Annotated in this window: 18 protein-coding genes and 1 pseudogene; 12 read left to right on the top strand and 7 right to left on the bottom strand. The window is 47.8% G+C overall.

What is annotated here, in order from left to right; genetic code table 11:
• Window positions 1–167 precede the first annotated feature (167 nt).
• The 7 genes and pseudogenes from ACFRAM_RS13500 (at window position 168) to ACFRAM_RS13470 (ending at window position 5,115) form a co-directional block, all read left to right on the top strand.
• Window positions 168–572, top strand: a complete 405-nt coding sequence (locus ACFRAM_RS13500; protein WP_379466277.1) for a YhfM domain-containing protein — start codon at window positions 168–170, stop codon at window positions 570–572.
• A 228-nt stretch (window positions 573–800) separates the two neighbouring features.
• Entirely contained in the window at window positions 801–1,547 is a 747-nt protein-coding gene (gene map, locus ACFRAM_RS13495) for a type I methionyl aminopeptidase (protein WP_379466276.1), read from the top strand.
• Window positions 1,548–1,659: 112 nt separating this feature from the next.
• The gene (locus ACFRAM_RS13490; protein ID WP_066371018.1) at window positions 1,660–2,082 is read left to right on the top strand and encodes an Rrf2 family transcriptional regulator; all 423 of its coding nucleotides are present in this window, start codon (window positions 1,660–1,662) and stop codon (window positions 2,080–2,082) included.
• A 135-nt stretch (window positions 2,083–2,217) separates the two neighbouring features.
• Window positions 2,218–2,382, top strand: a pseudogene (locus tag ACFRAM_RS13485) (VOC family protein); the annotation flags it as partial.
• A gap of 21 nt (window positions 2,383–2,403) precedes the next feature.
• Entirely contained in the window at window positions 2,404–3,261 is an 858-nt protein-coding gene (locus ACFRAM_RS13480) for a GNAT family N-acetyltransferase (protein WP_379466275.1), read from the top strand.
• Between the two features lie 115 nt (window positions 3,262–3,376).
• Complete coding sequence (locus ACFRAM_RS13475) at window positions 3,377–3,907, top strand: GNAT family N-acetyltransferase (RefSeq protein ID WP_379466274.1); 531 nt, start codon at window positions 3,377–3,379, stop codon at window positions 3,905–3,907.
• Window positions 3,908–4,248: 341 nt separating this feature from the next.
• Complete coding sequence (locus ACFRAM_RS13470; protein WP_379466273.1) at window positions 4,249–5,115, top strand: VOC family protein; 867 nt, start codon at window positions 4,249–4,251, stop codon at window positions 5,113–5,115.
• An 88-nt stretch (window positions 5,116–5,203) separates the two neighbouring features.
• Here ACFRAM_RS13470 and ACFRAM_RS13465 read toward each other — a convergent pair whose 3' ends face one another.
• A complete protein-coding gene (locus tag ACFRAM_RS13465; protein ID WP_379466272.1) occupies window positions 5,204–5,959 on the bottom strand; it encodes an MBL fold metallo-hydrolase in 756 nt (251 codons plus the stop codon).
• Window positions 5,960–6,269: 310 nt separating this feature from the next.
• Here ACFRAM_RS13465 and ACFRAM_RS13460 point away from each other — a divergent pair, with 310 nt between their 5' ends.
• Window positions 6,270–8,300 carry a Na+/H+ antiporter gene (locus tag ACFRAM_RS13460; RefSeq protein ID WP_483875009.1) on the top strand — a complete coding sequence of 677 codons (2,031 nt, stop codon included), beginning with the start codon at window positions 6,270–6,272 and terminating at the stop codon, window positions 8,298–8,300.
• 57 nt (window positions 8,301–8,357) lie between these two features.
• Here ACFRAM_RS13460 and ACFRAM_RS13455 read toward each other — a convergent pair whose 3' ends face one another.
• Window positions 8,358–8,789 carry a threonine/serine exporter family protein gene (locus tag ACFRAM_RS13455; protein ID WP_379466270.1) on the bottom strand — a complete coding sequence of 144 codons (432 nt, stop codon included), beginning with the start codon at window positions 8,787–8,789 and terminating at the stop codon, window positions 8,358–8,360.
• Between the two features lie 27 nt (window positions 8,790–8,816).
• Complete coding sequence (locus ACFRAM_RS13450; protein ID WP_175374500.1) at window positions 8,817–9,584, bottom strand: threonine/serine exporter family protein; 768 nt, start codon at window positions 9,582–9,584, stop codon at window positions 8,817–8,819.
• 237 nt (window positions 9,585–9,821) lie between these two features.
• On the opposite strand from ACFRAM_RS13450, the gene ACFRAM_RS13445 reads away from it, so the two are divergent.
• A complete protein-coding gene (locus ACFRAM_RS13445) occupies window positions 9,822–11,177 on the top strand; it encodes an arsenic transporter (protein ID WP_379466269.1) in 1,356 nt (451 codons plus the stop codon).
• 135 nt (window positions 11,178–11,312) lie between these two features.
• Here ACFRAM_RS13445 and ACFRAM_RS13440 read toward each other — a convergent pair whose 3' ends face one another.
• Entirely contained in the window at window positions 11,313–11,987 is a 675-nt protein-coding gene (locus ACFRAM_RS13440) for a hypothetical protein (RefSeq protein ID WP_379466268.1), read from the bottom strand.
• 167 nt (window positions 11,988–12,154) lie between these two features.
• On the opposite strand from ACFRAM_RS13440, the gene ACFRAM_RS13435 reads away from it, so the two are divergent.
• Complete coding sequence (locus tag ACFRAM_RS13435; RefSeq protein WP_379466267.1) at window positions 12,155–12,466, top strand: hypothetical protein; 312 nt, start codon at window positions 12,155–12,157, stop codon at window positions 12,464–12,466.
• Window positions 12,467–12,576: 110 nt separating this feature from the next.
• Here the strand turns inward: ACFRAM_RS13435 and ACFRAM_RS13430 are convergent, their stop codons facing one another.
• The 3 genes from ACFRAM_RS13430 to ACFRAM_RS13420 form a co-directional block, all read right to left on the bottom strand.
• On the bottom strand, window positions 12,577–13,839 hold the full coding sequence (locus ACFRAM_RS13430) for a DNA polymerase IV (protein WP_379466266.1): 1,263 nt from the start codon (window positions 13,837–13,839) through the stop codon (window positions 12,577–12,579).
• Between the two features lie 129 nt (window positions 13,840–13,968).
• Complete coding sequence (locus tag ACFRAM_RS13425) at window positions 13,969–14,550, bottom strand: YitT family protein (RefSeq protein ID WP_379466265.1); 582 nt, start codon at window positions 14,548–14,550, stop codon at window positions 13,969–13,971.
• Between the two features lie 177 nt (window positions 14,551–14,727).
• On the bottom strand, window positions 14,728–15,246 hold the full coding sequence (locus tag ACFRAM_RS13420; protein ID WP_175374503.1) for a DUF3231 family protein: 519 nt from the start codon (window positions 15,244–15,246) through the stop codon (window positions 14,728–14,730).
• A 185-nt stretch (window positions 15,247–15,431) separates the two neighbouring features.
• Here ACFRAM_RS13420 and ACFRAM_RS13415 point away from each other — a divergent pair, with 185 nt between their 5' ends.
• Together ACFRAM_RS13415 and ACFRAM_RS13410 are read left to right on the top strand one after the other, a co-directional pair.
• Window positions 15,432–15,647: a hypothetical protein gene (locus ACFRAM_RS13415; RefSeq protein ID WP_379466264.1), complete on the top strand. Its 216-nt coding sequence runs from the start codon at window positions 15,432–15,434 to the stop codon at window positions 15,645–15,647.
• 186 nt (window positions 15,648–15,833) lie between these two features.
• Entirely contained in the window at window positions 15,834–16,856 is a 1,023-nt protein-coding gene (locus tag ACFRAM_RS13410; RefSeq protein ID WP_379466263.1) for an ABC transporter substrate-binding protein, read from the top strand.
• The last annotated feature ends 12 nt before the right edge of the window (window positions 16,857–16,868 follow it).

The raw sequence follows: 16,868 nt of genomic DNA, 5'->3' as shown, positions 1-16,868 counted from the left end.
ACTGAATCCGGCCCAAGTGACCGATTCAGTCTTTTTTTGAAGCAACCGATAATGTTTTTTGTACAAAATTTCATTCATGGAGTTTATCGTTTATAATGGAGTGTACAGTTTTTTGGAGGTGATTTTCCATTCGCCGTTTCTTTCTGATCGTATCCCTTCTTGCAGTGATGGTGTTAAGCGGGTGCCAGAATGCTTTTGGATATATTAATGCAAGGTGGATTCATGAGATCAGCCTGACCTATCATCAACTGGACCAACAAACGGAGCAGCAAGCAGCGAATGTTGAGCCGAAGTCTATTTCTGACGCTGCCCTGATCAAGACGGTAGCGGAGGCGATGAACAAGAGCAGGCGGATTCAGGGAGAGCTTGATTACGCCCCTGATTTTATAATGAAGCTGGTTTACGGGGACGGATACACTGAAGAATATGCCCTCGGCCTTGGAAAAGAAAAGGGACATAACGGGCTGCTCGTTGCTAGCGTTAACAGCGGTAAAGGCTATTCCATACCGGCGAAGCATGCTGACAAACTCAGGGACATGATATACGGGGCGGCCAGTACGGATGGTGAATAGCCGGCTGCGAAATCCGTTCAAGCTACTGCTCCCATTAACGGGACGGGAGGAGTACCTGAATGGGACTGAATTTCAGCGGGTCGATCCATAACGCAGACTGTAGGATTCTTTCTCCATACATAAGGTTAAATGGAAGGGTTCGCTCAAGTAGAGGGCAAACATGGAGTATTGCCGCATATGATGAGGTAAACATAAAGAGATTTTATTGGGCGAGAGGAATGTGAACTAATGATATGTAATACAGCGAAAGACCTGGAAGGCCTGAAGGCAGCAGGGAAAGTGGTGGGCTACACCATTGCCGAGATGAAAAAGAGTGTTGTACCGGGAATGACCACGCGTGAGCTCGATGAGATTGGCGCGAAAATTCTGAAAGAGGCCGGGGCGGCGTCGGCTCCCCAAGTGACGTACAATTTTCCAGGAGCGACCTGCATCAGTATTAATGAGGAGGTAGCTCATGGTATTCCTGGCTCCAGAGTGATTCAGGCCGGGGATCTCATCAACATTGATGTGTCCGCAGAATTGAACGGGTATTACGGAGATGCCGGGGTGTCCTTCCAACTCCCGCCTTATAATGAGAAGCTTCAGCATTTGTGCCGCAGCACCGAAGAAACGATGATGAGCGTAATCAATCACCTCCGGGCCGGCATGAAGGTTAATGAGATTGGCAGAGTCATGGAGAGCGAGGCGCGCAAGCGTGGATACAGAGTGATCCGTAATCTTTGCAGCCATGGAATTGGGAAATCCCTGCATGATAAGCCGAATGAAATTTTGCCATATTATGAACCCCGTATAACCACTGTTCTAAAAGAAGGGCAAGTTCTAACTGTGGAACCGTTCCTCTCTACCGGTGCAGAGTATGTAGATCCGCAAGCGGATGGATGGACACTCAGCGTGGCGGATGACAGCCGGGTGGCGCAGTATGAACATACTATTATTGTAACTAAGGGCGAGCCGGTGATTCTGACGCGTGCTTAACAGCCATGGGCGTCTCTTCTCATAAGGTTAACAATGGAGTAGAATGTAACTATTACTGTTGCATTAAAAAGGGCGCCCTTATCTGAGAATGCTACTGTGAGGAGAGATCAACATGAACATCAGCACCCGGTTTGCGGTTGCTATTCATATTCTGACTTTGATTGACAGCAACAAGGATGGCAAAAGCACTTCGGAGTGGATTGCCAGCAGTGTTAACACGAATCCCGTGGTGATCCGCCGGATCACAGGGATGCTAAATAAAGCGGGTCTGGTGGATGTACGTCCGGGAGTGGCCGGTGCCAAGCTGGCACGCGATCCTGAGCAGATTACCCTGCTTGAGATTTATAAAGCGGTAAATGCTGTGGAGGAAGGTTCTCTTTTTGCCGTCCATGAGCATCCGAACCCTGACTGTCCGGTTGGTAAGAACATCGCCGGAGCGATTGTGCCGGTCTTTGGCCGTGCGCAAACAGCGATGGAGAGTGTGCTGCAGGGCGTCACGCTCGCCGAGATTGCCAACGAAATGCCCGTTATCTGAGCATTGGAATAGAGAAAGGTACGCGTAAGACCAGCGATATGTGGTGACACAAGCGCTGGTCTTTTTTTACGCTGGGGGATTGATGTGAGAAGCTTGCGGCCAGTGGTGAATTTTTCAGAATAGAGTAGCTAGAATCCATTTCAAGGAAATGCCTCTGTTTATTTTAACGATCCTGACGGAAACAATTTAGAATTAATGTGTTTTGTGCAAGTTCCAGATGAGTTGAAGCATATAACTCATAAGCTGTCTTTACAGGAATGGGATGACTTTATTCGCAATCATAATTCTACAACATCTTAATAAACATGGAGGGATCAACGATTGACGAGCATAGCAGATATCCGCTACGAGCCTTACAGTGAACAAGATTTCAACGCCGTCAAAGAGTTATTAAGCTGTGATGCCGAAGCAGGTGACAACATCCTTCGGGTGCTTACAGAAGAACCGGAGTTGTTTGTCACCGCGTTTATTGAGGACAAGCTTGTTGCGCTAGCCCAAGTGAATAAGCCTGTCATTCAGTCGTATTTAACTGTGTTCGTTGCTCCGGCGTTTCGCAGGCAGGGAATCGGTTCTGCAATCGTAAGATACGCGGAAAACAAATTGCGGGCGGGTGGAACCCAAAAGATTAGGAGTTCTTTTCGTTCCGGTTCCGTTCATCAATCGTCGGTTGCGTTTGCGCGCAAGCTCGGCTATGATACATACTTCTCATCGGCTTATATGCAGCGTACCGGGAATCCCTTCTCCCTGGATGAGCTTCCTGTGAGACCGTATGTGGACGGTGACTATGTAGCGAGTCAGTCGCTGTACGCCACGGCTTTTCATGAAATGCGCGTTCGTGTCGGGTCCTTTCCTGATTCTGTGATTGCCCAGCCGAGTGAAGAGGAACGAAGTGTATGGGAAAAGGATGCGAAAGATCGCTTTATCTACTTCATGAATGGGGAAATCGTCGCTTACAGCCATATCAGCGGTAATGAAATCAGCAGTGTCTCCGTTCGTACTGACTTACAGCGGCTAGGGATTGGAAGAAGGTTTGTGATGTACTTATGCAACGAAATCTATCGACGTGGTAATGCAGACGTTACCCTTTGGTGTGTCGTCGGTAATGATGCCAGAAATCTCTATGACAGCCTTGGCTTCAAGGAAAAGTATACGATGGAATTTGTTCGGAAAACGTTGTGATTTCTATTGTATTCTCATGTATAATGAAATCTAATTTCAAAGATGAAGGGACTGAACTATGCGCAGATATCAATATTTTAAACCTGGCTATTAAAATATAATGGAGGTAAAAGTATTGATTACAGTGTTAGAAACAGAACGTTTGCATTTGAGAAAAATGAAGGTATCGGATTCTTCTAGCTTGTTTAAAATTTGGTCTGATCCAGAAGTTACTAAATTTATGAATGTTAGTTGTTTTACTGATGAACATCAAGCAATCGAAATGATTAATCTTCTTGATGATCTTTCTCGAGACCTTAAGGCTATTCGTTTCTCCATAATTAACAAAGAGTCCAATGAAATTATAGGTTCTTGTGGTTATAATTCTTTGGATTTTGAAAATGAAAAAGCAGAGATAGGGTATGACATTGCTAAATCATTTTGGGGAAGAGGATATGCTTCAGAAGCTCTCTCTTCTTTGTTAGATTATGCATTCTCATCTTTGAAGCTAAATCGAATCGAAGCAAAGGTTGATCCCCAAAATGTGAATTCTATAAAGCTTTTGCAGAAGCTCAATTTTACGTTTGAAGGAACACTTAGACAATACGAAAGAGTAGACGGAAAGTTTAACGATCTCAATGTTTATTCAAAATTAATATTAGATTAATTTGAGTTTTTTCCTACTTTGGAACACGAGAGTCTATTAAAGAGTACTTTGTTCTAGGAAGGGCATTCCAAAGAGTCATGAAATGGCTGCTAGGGGATGTCCTTTTTACGTTGAGAAATCGTTGCGAAGGACTTTTGCTCGCTTGCGCTTATGCCTGACTAAGGTTAATCGTTTTTCGTGGAGGTAATTGACAAACTTATGGAATGTTACTATACTAATTATAGTTAATATGTAACTTCAGTGGTTACAAATATGTATGTGAAGCGAGCAAGCTGAGAAAACTGGAAAGAATACTTATGGAGATGGACTTCGTACCGTACCTACCTTTAGGAGGAATTGATATGACTGCTACAGCGATATTGCATCAGGATACCGAAATTGGACTTGTACAGATCAGGGTCAGCAATCTGGAGCGTTCCCTTGCCTTTTATCAAAATGTTGTCGGATTCAAGGTGCTGCGGCAGACAGCGCATGAGGCTGAATTGACGGCTGACGGGGAGACCGTATTAGTTATTCTGCGGGAGATTGAGAATGCCAAAGTACTCCGTCGTAATTCGGCAGCAGGACTGTATCACTTTGCAATTCTGGTGCCAGACCGTCCGAGCCTGGGCCTTGTTCTACGCAACCTGATTGCATCCGACATTCATGTAGGACAGGGAGATCATCTGGTCAGTGAGGCGCTATATATTCAGGATCCTGATAATAACGGCATTGAGCTGTACCGGGATCGTCCTCGCGAGACTTGGCAACGGGATCCGCAAGGGAACTATATCATGACCACCGATGCTGTTGATGTGGACGGCCTGCTGGCTGCTTCGGAAGGTCTGACCTGGAGTGGGCTTCCGTCAGGTACAGTCATTGGTCATGTGCACTTTCACGTCGGAAATCTGAATGAGGCGCGGAAGTTCTATATCGATCTGCTGGGATTCGAACAGGTGGCTCACTATGGCGATGCGGCATTGTTCATCTCGGCCGGAGGCTACCACCACCATATCGGGCTGAATATTTGGGCCGGAGAAGGCGCGCCTGCAGCGCCGGCGGATGCACCGAACATTGATTATTTCACCTTGCTGCTGCCTAGCGAAGAAGAGCGGGCCGCTGCCCTGGAACGTGTCCGTCAGGCAGGATATGCTGTGGAAGAGCAAGATGGCGTACCAGCGATCAAGGACCCATGGAATATCGGGATCAGATTGATCGTGAAGCAATAAGACGAATAGTTTTGAAAAAAAAGGCAGGGCCGGTTAATTCCGGTCCTGCCTTTTTGCTGACCCTGTAATTACTGTTGCTGATTCTGCGTTACTGTTGTCCTTCGGACAATTCAGCAATTCGCCGATTGGCGTCCCCGCGATATATCCCGCCGTGGTAGCAGATCACCGTGTCTATGGGATAGTCGGCCAGCTTGGATAAAGAAGCCACCGCTGTTGCCATGTCAGGGGTAGACGAGCTATCCGGTCCATGAAGCTCACCCTCCCGGACGATCAATGCATCCCCCGCAATAAGTGTTCGGCTGGCCTGATGGTATAGGCAAAGATGTCCGGGACTGTGCCCAGGTGTATGAATGACAGTGATTCCGCCCGCTAGAGGAAGCTGCTCACCGTCTGCAAGGGTGTCATCCACTTTCCCCTTCGGCGGGTTCTTCAGCACGGATAGAAAGGCCTGCCGCCATTCCGCGGGCACATGGGGCGGGAGCATCGCTTCGGCGGCAGCGAGCGCCTCCGGCGTATGCTTGAGTAGCATTTTTTCACCCTCGATATGGGGCTTCTCTAAGGCGTGCGCTAGAACGGTTGGTGCATTTCCGCGGCTAGTCAGAATAGCGGGCAGACTTCCGATATGATCCAGATCCTGATGGGTAATTAAGATGGTGCCAAGCTTGGACCAGGGAACGCCAGCCTTGTCGAAGGCCTCCTGGAAATTCTCCAGCAGACCCAGGTATCCGGTATCGATCAATACCGCAGTGTTCTCGTCATGGAGCAGGACAGGGTAGAGGGTATCACTTCCGCCCATAACCTGTGCCGTGATCTCCAGCATGTCTATTCCTTTGGCAATATGCATGGTATCCCTCCGTTTATGGATAAGAGTACTGCCGTGTGGCTAATGCATATCATAGCATTTTGAATATTAATTTCAATATGTAAATATTTAATCATACCACAAATAAATATTTTTGTCAATATATAATGAGTTCACTCTAAAGCTATAAATGGAAAAGTAACCATACATAGTCGAGAGGTGCCCCGTTAAGTATTTATGGAGACTCTGATCTTAAGAGGGGGAGAGCTTTCACTCTAAAACGGAACTGCTCCGTCCTGCGATTTTGCCAGAAGTTAAGTTTACGCTATAATAATGGGATTACTTGGAGGAGATGATCAACTTGGAGACTTTACTTGCTGTACTGGTGCTGCTTGGGTTAATTGCAGTATCCAATATTGTGAACCGGTTTATACCGTTCGTACCTATTCCCCTAATACAAATTGGCCTCGGGGTACTTGTTGTATTAATCCCACCGGGGATACATATGGAATTGGAACCTGAATTGTTCTTCGTATTATTCATTGCGCCGTTACTGTTCAATGACGGAAGGCGCACGCCGCGGGCCGAACTGTGGAATCTGCGGGCGCCGATATTGATGCTTGCGTTGGGCCTGGTCTTTGCAACCGTCCTTGTAGCGGGCTATGCCATCCACTGGATGATCCCGAGCATTCCACTGGCAGCGGCTTTTGCGCTGGCAGCCATTCTGTCGCCTACCGATGCGGTGGCGGTTAGTGCTATTGCCGGGCGTGTTCACCTGCCGAAGAGCATTCACAGGGTGCTTGAAGGGGAGTCGCTGATGAACGATGCTTCTGGTCTGGTTGCGTTCAAATTTGCGATTGCGGCCGCGGTGACCGGTGTCTTTTCCCTGCGTCAAGCGACATTCAGCTTCATTCTGATTGCAGTTGGCGGGTTGGTGGCGGGTGCCGTGCTGGCGTTCCTGCTTATTCGTCTGAGCGTGTTTATTCGTAAACTTGGTATGGAAGATGTAACGGTACATACATTGCTACAAATTTTGACTCCTTTTATTATTTATCTCGTGAGTGAGGAACTGGGTCTGTCTGGTATCCTTGCCGTTGTTGCGGGTGGTGTTATTTATGCAATTGAGAAAGACCGGGCGGTATCGCCGCAGTATAAGCTTCAGCTTGTGTCGGCCAGTACCTGGTCTGTCCTGCTGTTTATCCTGAACGGGATGGTATTCCTTATTCTCGGGGTGTCCATTCCAGATGTGATCAGCGTAGTCTACCGTGACAGCGCCGTAGATAACTGGATGGTCTTTGGTTATGTACTTGCCATTACTGTGTTGCTCATTGTTTTGCGGTTCCTATGGGTGTATGGATTTACGCTATGGATGCATCGCGGGGAAAAGGCTGAAAAGAGATCTCTCAAAGAGGTGTTGATCACCTCGATTTCAGGAGTGCGCGGGGCGGTTACGCTGGCGGGTGCCTTCTCGATTCCGCTGGTGCTGGGTGATGGCTCGCCGTTCCCCGAACGGAACCTGATGATTTTCCTGGCGGCAGGCTGTATTCTGATGTCGCTGCTGATCGCCAGCATCTTTTTGCCGGCTCTGGCTGGTAAAGGAGAAGAGGGTGCTGGCTCGGAAGAAGGATCAGAGCAGGCTGCGAAGTCAGTGGTCATTGATGCCGGAATGGCGATGATGCGCAGTATGATGGATGGGGATTCGCGGGATTCGGCTCAGCCTGCTTTGAACGAATTCAAAGAGAAAATTCAGAAAATGAGTCTGCCGGGGCAGGATGATGATCCTGCAGCGGAACGAATGCGTCAACTGGGCATGGAGGCACGCATTGTCGGGCTGCATGCTGAGCGCAAGGCGCTGAATACTCTGATAGAGAAGGAAGAGGTTCCGGCGGGTGTAGCGGAGAAAATGACGGAGATGCTGGATTATACGGAAGCCTTCTTCGCCAAGCATTTGAACTCGCAGATCCGGCTGTCCTTGTCTGAGGTAGGGCGGGTGTTCTCTGGCATGTTCGCAGGGCAGCGTGGTCAAGTGGAAGGCTGGCAGGCTGCCGCCGCGCAGTATAAGGAAGTCTCCTGCAAAGCCAAGCTGGTCATGTCGCAGGCTGCCGTGGCAGCGATCCGGGACCACATGAATGAGGAGAACCGTGAAGCCTCCCAGCATGTGATCGACAGATATGAGATGCTGATGGCAAGGCTCAGTGGAGACAGTGGATGGACCCCGGATGGTGTGATGGATGCCCGGAAGCTGGAAGTTAAGCTGAAGGCCATTCAGGAGCAGCGCGACAAGGTGCAGCAGATGTATCAGGAGGGCGCGATTAACCGGAAGGTTGCGGGCAGACTGCGTCATTTTGTAGACCATTTGGAAGCTTCGATATGGGAGGATTAATGTAAAACACAAAGAGCCGCCGGGACAGCCCGTGCGGCTCTTTGTGTTTGTTGCTGCCTACAGTCCTTGCTTTCTCTTTCGGCGGAACATCTGTCCCAGCACCTCGCTCAGCACAAGGCCTGTAGCAATGGCTCCCGAGAGCAGCAATACCTGCGTAGCAATTTGCACGGCATCGATGTAGTCTTTCTCCACGAATTTGCGCATCGCATCATAAGCCATGCCACCGGGCACCATCGTGATGACCCCTCCGACACTAAAGATAATGACAGGCATCTTGAAGGAGCGGGCAAAAATCTGGCTGACCACGCCGACCACGACGGTCGCAAAGAAGGTGGCAATCACCGTATCCCATTGTTTGTCCAATAATAAGTACACCAGCCAGCCCACCATACCGGAAGTTCCGCATTGCAGCAGCGCACGCCTTGGCGCATTGAACAGGATGCAGAAGGTGGCGGCGGCAATAAAGCTGGTAATCAGTTGCAAAATCATGAGTCGCTAACCTCTTTCAAAGGGTGATTATAGCATCGACAGTACAAGTCCGATGCCTGTCCCGATCGCAAACGCAGTCAAAAAGGCGTCCGCACCCTTGGACAGTCCGGAGACCAGATGGCCGGCCATAAGGTCGCGGACTGCATTGGTAATGAGCAGACCCGGAACCAGCGGCATAACAGAGCCGATAATGATCTTGTCCATTTCGCGCCCCACGCCATACTTGACCGAAAAGAAGGTCGATAAACCGATCAGGAAGGCCGCGCCGAATTCCGCGAAGAATTTGACCTGGACCAGCCGGTGCAGGTAGATTACCGCCGCATAACCGAGGCCTGAGACGAATAGTGCGGGGAGCGCGTCCCAGAGGCTGCCCTTGAACATTACAGTGAAGCTGGCGCCTGTCAGTGCCGCGGCAACGATCTGCATCCATATGGGATAGGCATGGGCAGCATTGTCTACTTCCCCAAGCCGCGCCCGGGCTTCCTCTGCCGTGATTTGCCGTTCGCAGAGGCGGCGCGAGATGTCATTGACCTCTGATACCTTCTGCAAATCGGTGGTCCGCTCGGCAATGCGGAACAGCTTGGCCGGTTCTGTCCGGCTGGTCGCGAATACAATCACGGTCGGTGTCACATAACTGTGCGCATTCGGAAATCCCAAAGCATCGGCTATGCGGATCATCGTATCCTCGACACGGTAGGTTTCTGCGCCGCTTTGCAGCATGATTTTTCCAGCTAACAGACAAAGGTCGATAATTTCATGGGTGGAACTGTTGCTGATGATGCCTGTACTTTCCAACTTTCTGTGATCCTCCCCTGGAATAATATATATCCGATTGTCGCCTCATCGCCGGAAAATATCAACCCTAATATAAAATTTTAAATTAAACAGTACCTTTTTAGATAATTTAAAAGATACATATTTGTTGAATTGGCTGTATAACCAGTCCCGTCTATCGTGCGGTGAATATAAATATAGTGATTAGAGTGTAGCGCTTGTCTTATATTTTGAAAGGCACAAAGGAGGAGTGTAATCATGACTTTCGACATCGCAATGACTTTCTTTGTCTTCACTATGACCATGCTAATTATTTTTTGGAGACCTGGCGGTATAAATGAAGCATGGCCAGCATCAATCGGAGCTGCGATTATATTACTTACTGGAATCGTATCTGGCAATGAAGTTGTAGACATCATCGATAAGATTGGGGGCGCGTCTGTTACCATTATGGCGACTATTGTCATGGCTGTCATATTGGAAAGCTTTGGTTTTTTTAATTGGGCTGCTGCACGACTAGCGATCATGTCCAAAGGTTCAGGCTATCGGTTGTACTGGTATATTCAGCTACTATGCTTTTTAATGACTCTTTTATTTAATAATGACGGAAGTATCTTGATTACAACTCCTATTTTAATATTATTACTAAAAAATCTATGGTTAAAACCCCACCAAATGATTCCTTATCTATTAAGTGGTGCTTTGATCGCAACAGCTTCCAGCGCTCCTATCGGAGTAAGTAATATTGTTAATTTAATCGCATTGAAAATTGTTCATATGAGCCTGTACATGCATACAGCAATGATGTTTGTACCTGCAACTATTGGTTTACTTTTTATGTCGTGCCTAATGTTTTTTGTATTGAAAAAAAAGTTACCGAAGGTATTGCCTGCTGCAACATATGATATAGAAGAGAGATTTTTCACTTACAACTTTCATCCATTGAAGAAAAGAATTTCTCTTGAAACCAAGAGAAAACGGACAATATTCATGCTGAAAGTATTACTGTTTGTTTTTGTAATGCGTTGTCTCCTCTTTGTTGCATCTTACTTTACGATTCCGGTTGAATGGGTCGCGGTGTTTGGTTCAAGTATTTTACTCCTATGGAGATGGTACCATCTGGGCACAAATCCTGTCGATATACTAAAGAAAGTACCGTGGCACATCTTAGTTTTCGCTTTCTCTATGTACGTTATTATATACGGACTTCATAATGCCGGACTAACAACCATGCTTGTGAGAATTTGTACCCCCATTGTAGAACAAGGATTACTGCAGGCGAGCTTTATCATGGGCGGACTAGTTTCGATTCTATCTAATGTTTTTAATAACCATCCTGCTTTAATGATCGGAACCATTACCTTAACCGAAATGGGACTTGACCCCATCACATTAAAAACGATCTATCTTGCTAATATTATAGGGAGTGATATGGGTTCCTTGCTATTCCCTATTGGAACACTTGCTTCTCTTATTTGGATGCATATCCTTAGACAAAAGAAGATTGGAATTAAATGGAGGGACTATTTACAAGTCTCCTTGATTGTAGTCCCATTAACAACTGTCGTAACTTTGTTTTTGTTATACTATTGGGTCCAACTGATTTTTGTTTAAAGACTGGAGCGAAGAGGGTGTGATCACGGGCGCTGTAGCGTTCACTTGATGAAGAGCTTCAACCGTTCTTACAGCAGCATGAACGATTGAAGCTGGACTTCTTCTCATCATCTATATATTGGTTGTTTATCGACTTTATTTTCTTGGGTAGTTCACTGTCTGAATATGGTCTAGCGGTGCAAATATACTTTCACCAGTTGGAGTGACAAGCTCAAACATTGGAGCTTGGACTTTTTTTAATAATCCGGCCTTTTGAAAAGGAGCAGCCAGATCTATTACGATGGAACTCCCCTCCATTTTTTCTAGTTGCTGAATGAAGTTGGGCTCTGTCGATACAGCAGAGAGGTCTGAATTCAGCTTATCTTGCTTCAAGGAGTAAGGAACAAATTGTGGGGGATAGGGAACCAAATATTTAAGATGTTTCATATGAACGAGTATCGTATCAAAAATAGGAGAATAGAAGAGTAAATAATCTGCCAGAACTCTTTGAATATAACCGTGAAGTGTATGGGCTCCGGCAACATGAATTTCTGTAAAACTCCCCTGGCTATTCTCCACAAGCGTTTGAAGAGAGATGGTTGTTTCTTGACTGGTAGGTAAGGATATGGGGATATCGTTCTGTTCTCCGATAGCTTCCAGATTGTTTATTAAGGATTTAACGTGGGCAATCGGGATATACAGAAATTTTACTCCACTGCTAATAACTATAACATCAGTTCCCGTATCTACCAATGTCCCTTCTAAAGGCTGGGTAACTCCTGCAACCACTGCGACAACTTGTTTGCCTAGTAGACTATTTAGCAAGTTCATATGACATCTCTCCTTAGTTTTGGGTACAGATAATGTAAATATATGTGCTCTATAGATTAAAGTTATGGTTGTTTTAACTACTTATTAAAATAATAGTTGAATAACTAGTCGCAACTTCAGTGAATCGAATACTATGTATTATCTCAACTGGAAGGGAGTCAAGCAGGATGAAACATGCAGATTTGCGTATCGATCAGAAAGCTGGGGTTGGTCAGGGTTACTTTGTAGAAGAAGTTCCTTTTGGAATTGATGCTTTGGTACAGTTGAAGAACGAGGGCCAGAGAGTGCTTCAGCTTGTGATAACTCGCTACAATGCATCTTCCATTACGACTGATGTTTCACCGCATTCCGATTTTGCAATCGAGGTTGGTAATATTCAAACGATTGGGATTTTCGTTCCGGGCAGCGAGAGTGAAAAGGAAAAAGGAAAGGGACGACTGATTATCATCCCTAATTTTAAGAATATCAATCTTGTATAACTCTTAGTTTAAAGAGTCCTAACGAAAGTATTGTACAAAAATGTCGCATCCCCTGTTATTTTTTCAGGGGAGTGCGGTGTTTTTGTGTTTTTGGTAGACGATACACAGGTTCACTTGTAATGTCCGCCGATTTTGCCTGCCCGGTCCTTGATCAGTCCGGAATCGGTGAAGGAAGCCGCCCGCCCGATAATCGTATCACCATACTTGTTCTTCAGGTTGTCAGTGGCCCGCTCCAGCTCCCGATACCGGGGGCGGGTCTCAAACAGCGTCAGCTGGTACTGGTTCTCATCGCTAAGCTCAGACAGACTGAGGTTCACCCGGCGTACAGGCTGGCCGTCCCAATGTCGCCGGAAGAGGGCCACGGCCGCCTCGTATACAAGGCTTGTGGCGTTGGTGGGATCACTCATTTTGCTTTGTCTGGAAAAGCCGGTCGGCGCTTCGAAGCTGGCGCCTTGGCAGCCAACGGATACGACGGCGCCATTCACCGCGAGGCGTCGGCAACGCCTGCATACCAGCTCTGCGAGTTCCAAGAGCACGGTCTTGATCTCAGCTAGCGTGTGATAATCGCGGGGCAGTGTCATCTGATGACCGACACTCTTGGGCGGAGCCTCGTAGGTTGCCGGATGCACGGGGCTATCGTCCAGACCACCGGCGATTCGCCAGTAGAGCTCTGCGTCAATATCGCAGTTCTTGTGGAACTTCTCACGCATGCGCCATTTCAGCTCGGCCAGGGGCATTTGGGCGAGATGGCCGATTGTTGTAAGGCCCATACTATGAAAATGGGCTGACATACGGCGGCCCACCATGAACAGGTTGCCGATGGGCTGCGGCCAGAGCAGTTCCGGGAGCTGCTGACGTGCCAGGGTGAAGAGGCCGCCCTTGATTTTTTTGGCCCACAAATCGCAGGCCATCTTGGCCGTGACCTTGGAGTAGCTGATGCCGATCCGCGCATATACGCCGGTTTCTTTGGAGATTTGGTCCTGAATAGCAGCGGCAATCTGCTGCGGACTGCCGAACAGGGAGGTGCTGCCTGTAATATCTATAAACTGTTCGTCGATGGAGTAGGGCTCCACGAGGTCGCTGAAGGTGCGCAGAATGCCAGTGATTTGGGCGGAGACATCAATGTAATGCTGCATGCGGGGCCGGACCACGATGAGTTCAGGGCATTTGGCCAAGGCTTCCTTCAGAGTTTCAGCAGTGCTTACACCCTGTTGCTTGGCGAGGGGGCAGGCGGCGAGAATAATACCGCTGCGTCTGGCCGGGTCTCCGGCAACGGCGAGGGGTTTGCCGTTGTATTGGGGATTGGCGGACTTTTCGACTGAGGCATAGAAGCTTTGGCAGTCGGACAGCATAATGATGCGTTCTTTATTCATATTCGTCACTCTCCAGGTAAAGGCAGTAGAAGCAGATACGTAGAGGCGTTATTTTGACGGGCGGGATAGTTGATTGTTATTATAATACGAACATATGATCGTGTATATGCATATTTATTTCCATTCGTTTCAGTCTTGCAGGGTGCAAAGTCCGGTAGCCACTGCGCCGGAGGCGATGGTGAAGAGGGAATGAACAAAGGTCTCCTTGGAGATCAGCAGGCCGCCAGCACCAATGATCATAGCATCCGTCACGAAGATGATGACCCCGACGTTCAGTGGCACATAGCGGGTAATAAAGTGGGCAAGCAGATCTGTGCCCCCGGTGCTGGCTTCAAAGTGCAGCATCAGCCCAAGGCCGAGTCCCATCAGAAATCCGCCGATAATTGCACTTGAGATGGGTCCAAGTTCTATGTAATAGAGGAAGTGGTACTGGAAAGGGGCCACGAGCTCAATAAGCAGAGATGAACATAACAGGCCTATCAGGCTATTGAGGAAGACATCGCGGTTCTTGAGCCAGGCCAGCAAAAACACGGGCAGGCTGCAGACCACAATGGCGATTCCGATATTGATACCATACAAATAGTTGATAATGAGAGCTATGCCGATAATTCCGCCATCCAGAACTTTATAAGGGACAAGGAAAAAGTTGGTCCCTGCGGCAATAAGCAAACTTCCCAGCAAAATGATGGCGTATTTGGACCATGACCTCATATTCAACATCTCCACATTTAGGCATGTCTTATGAATATGCTTGTCATTGGTAAAAAATTGCTTCTGAAAGAAGAAAAAGTCTTACCATGAACCTCCCATTACCATGGGGCCGCGTAAGCGGAGGATGCCTTCAATAATGGAAAAAGACCCTGCTTGCGCAGGATCAGAGAGAAGGGATTAGACCGGCACGGGTTCCGGGCGTTTAAGCTGGAGCGGGGGCGGGATGAGCCAGCCCTTCTGCTTATTGATCCGTAGGAGTGCGAGTCCAAGGGAGGCCATGGCGGCATGAATCTTCATGAAGAGGGCGCCGACATCCTCGCGGATGGACATGCCCATAATCTGGCTGCATTCGACGAGGCTCATGGCCACCCCGGCAGAGAGCGCAGCGGCAATCTCGGGATCGGAGAATCGGGCCCCTGCTGGAATGTCCGCCAGCTTGGTGGAAGGCCGATCCGGCAGTGTAGGGGTAGGGAAGACGCCGGAGGCTTTAAGGAGCTTGTCGCATTCTTTGATTTCCCCCTGAGCCTGATCCATCAGATCATCAATAATTTTCTTCAAGTCCTGATCGCCTGCATGATAATGGTAGGCCTGGAGGGCGGATAGCGTCATTTTTGCTTTGGCGGAAAATTGCCACACACCGAAGATTTCGCCGTAGTGCATGGGTTCGTCTTTAGGATTGCCACTTAGAATGCCCATTGCGTATTGCTCCTTTATAAATAGTTTATGATCGTGTAAATAGCTTGTCCGGCAACAACTGTTTTATTCCGCTATTGCTGCGGGAGGGAATTTAAGGCTTGCAGCAGTGATTAAATACAGCTATATTATTAATAGTAATTATTACTATTAAATAAGCGCTAAGGTCAAGGAGCGAATAGAAGAAAATGGATTTTACATATAGAGTGCTGGAAAGTGATATCGATCTGCTGGCCTCGGCGTTATCCGAGACTCTTGTAGCGGTGGCTGTCAAAGGCGGGGAAGCAGAGGATATTCTGGAGCTTGGCGGACGGATTTGCGAGTATACCCCTAATTGTGTTCGCATCCGTGGGTTGTCATACAGCCGGGAGCTGTATGAATTTCGTGTTCTGACAGGCGGTTGAGTCTGGCAGAAGGCGAGAATAACAGCTCAATCACAACATAAGGGACCCCGCTGTCGACAAGCGGGAGCAATCGTTTGTATAAGAAATCGGGAGAAAAAGTGCATTGAACAAAGGATCAGCTGTAGGTTACCATTGTTCTTGTCATCATATGAGAATGATAATCAATTACAGTTGAGGTGGAGAAAGATGCTTAGATGGGGTCAAAAGGCTGCATGGACAGCTTTGTTAATGGTAGCAGTACTTGGGGTGACAGCTTGCGGGGCCAATAATACGCCTAAAGAAGCAGCTGCAACGAATAATACAGAGAAGACTCAGCCAAGTACTGAGACGGCTGGCAAGACCGAGAACACAACTGAAGACAACGCTGAAGACAATGCAACACGGAAAGTAACCGATGAATTCGGAGAGGTGGAAATTCCGGTTCATCCGAAGCGCGTAGTCGGTCTATATATTGAAGATTATCTAAAAGCACTGGGAGTCACACCGGTGGTTCAATGGTATCATCCGAACTGGGGCAAACAGGATTATCTTCATTTGGATGTTCCATTGTTTGATTTTAGCGGCAACTTGGAAGCGCTGCTGGACCAGGACCCTGACCTGATCATCGTGGATGGGGGCGTGGACAAGGAGAAGTACGATCAGTATTCCAAGATAGCACCGACCTACCGGTTGAAGGAAGCAGTTCTACAGGACTCTGCCGAGACGCTGAAGGCTGTTGCAGATGTGCTGGGCATTCCTGAGAAAGCGGAGAGTGTGCTAGCCGAATACAAACAGAAGGAGGAAGACGGAAAGGCTAAGCTGCAACAGGCGGTTGGAAAAGAAACCGTGGCGGTGATCCGGCTGAATGTTGCTGATAAGACACTGGCTTTGTTTGGGATTAAGAACCGGTATACCGGGGTTATTTACAGCGAATTTGGACTTGAGCCTGTTCCTATGGCAGCCAATATGACGGATTCTCAAGCGATTATTTCAGAAGAGGTTATCCCCGAGCTAGAAGCGGATCATATTATCGTGTTCCCGGCCAACGGAACCTGGGATGACCCGGAGAATCAGGAAGCCTACAAGACATTGGAAGGTCCCCTGTGGAAAAACATCCCGGCGATCAAAAATGGCAAGGTGTACAAAATGGAGCGTTCCCACTGGCAGTCAGGCGCCATCACCGCTAACTCCATGAAATTGGACGATCTGTTGAAATACATGGTGAAGTAAGACAAATATCAG

Origin of the sequence: Paenibacillus sp. NPDC056722 (assembly GCF_042790635.1) — a bacterium.
In the GTDB taxonomy this organism is placed as follows: Bacteria; Bacillota; Bacilli; order Paenibacillales; family Paenibacillaceae; genus Paenibacillus_AQ; species Paenibacillus_AQ agri.
This window is presented reverse-complemented; position numbering and strand designations above follow the sequence as displayed.

Coding starts and splice junctions, on each gene's coding strand:
- ACFRAM_RS13500 (WP_379466277.1), top strand. CDS start 168: ATGGTGTTAAGCGGGTGCCAGAATGCTTTTGGATATATTAATGCAAGG.
- map (WP_379466276.1), top strand. CDS start 801: ATGATATGTAATACAGCGAAAGACCTGGAAGGCCTGAAGGCAGCAGGG.
- ACFRAM_RS13490 (WP_066371018.1), top strand. CDS start 1,660: ATGAACATCAGCACCCGGTTTGCGGTTGCTATTCATATTCTGACTTTG.
- ACFRAM_RS13470 (WP_379466273.1), top strand. CDS start 4,249: ATGACTGCTACAGCGATATTGCATCAGGATACCGAAATTGGACTTGTA.
- ACFRAM_RS13465 (WP_379466272.1), bottom strand. CDS start 5,959: ATGCATATTGCCAAAGGAATAGACATGCTGGAGATCACGGCACAGGTT.
- ACFRAM_RS13460 (WP_483875009.1), top strand. CDS start 6,270: ATGATCAACTTGGAGACTTTACTTGCTGTACTGGTGCTGCTTGGGTTA.
- ACFRAM_RS13455 (WP_379466270.1), bottom strand. CDS start 8,789: ATGATTTTGCAACTGATTACCAGCTTTATTGCCGCCGCCACCTTCTGC.
- ACFRAM_RS13445 (WP_379466269.1), top strand. CDS start 9,822: ATGACTTTCGACATCGCAATGACTTTCTTTGTCTTCACTATGACCATG.
- ACFRAM_RS13440 (WP_379466268.1), bottom strand. CDS start 11,987: ATGAACTTGCTAAATAGTCTACTAGGCAAACAAGTTGTCGCAGTGGTT.
- ACFRAM_RS13435 (WP_379466267.1), top strand. CDS start 12,155: ATGAAACATGCAGATTTGCGTATCGATCAGAAAGCTGGGGTTGGTCAG.
- ACFRAM_RS13430 (WP_379466266.1), bottom strand. CDS start 13,839: ATGAATAAAGAACGCATCATTATGCTGTCCGACTGCCAAAGCTTCTAT.
- ACFRAM_RS13425 (WP_379466265.1), bottom strand. CDS start 14,550: ATGAGGTCATGGTCCAAATACGCCATCATTTTGCTGGGAAGTTTGCTT.
- ACFRAM_RS13420 (WP_175374503.1), bottom strand. CDS start 15,246: ATGGGCATTCTAAGTGGCAATCCTAAAGACGAACCCATGCACTACGGC.
- ACFRAM_RS13415 (WP_379466264.1), top strand. CDS start 15,432: ATGGATTTTACATATAGAGTGCTGGAAAGTGATATCGATCTGCTGGCC.
- ACFRAM_RS13410 (WP_379466263.1), top strand. CDS start 15,834: ATGCTTAGATGGGGTCAAAAGGCTGCATGGACAGCTTTGTTAATGGTA.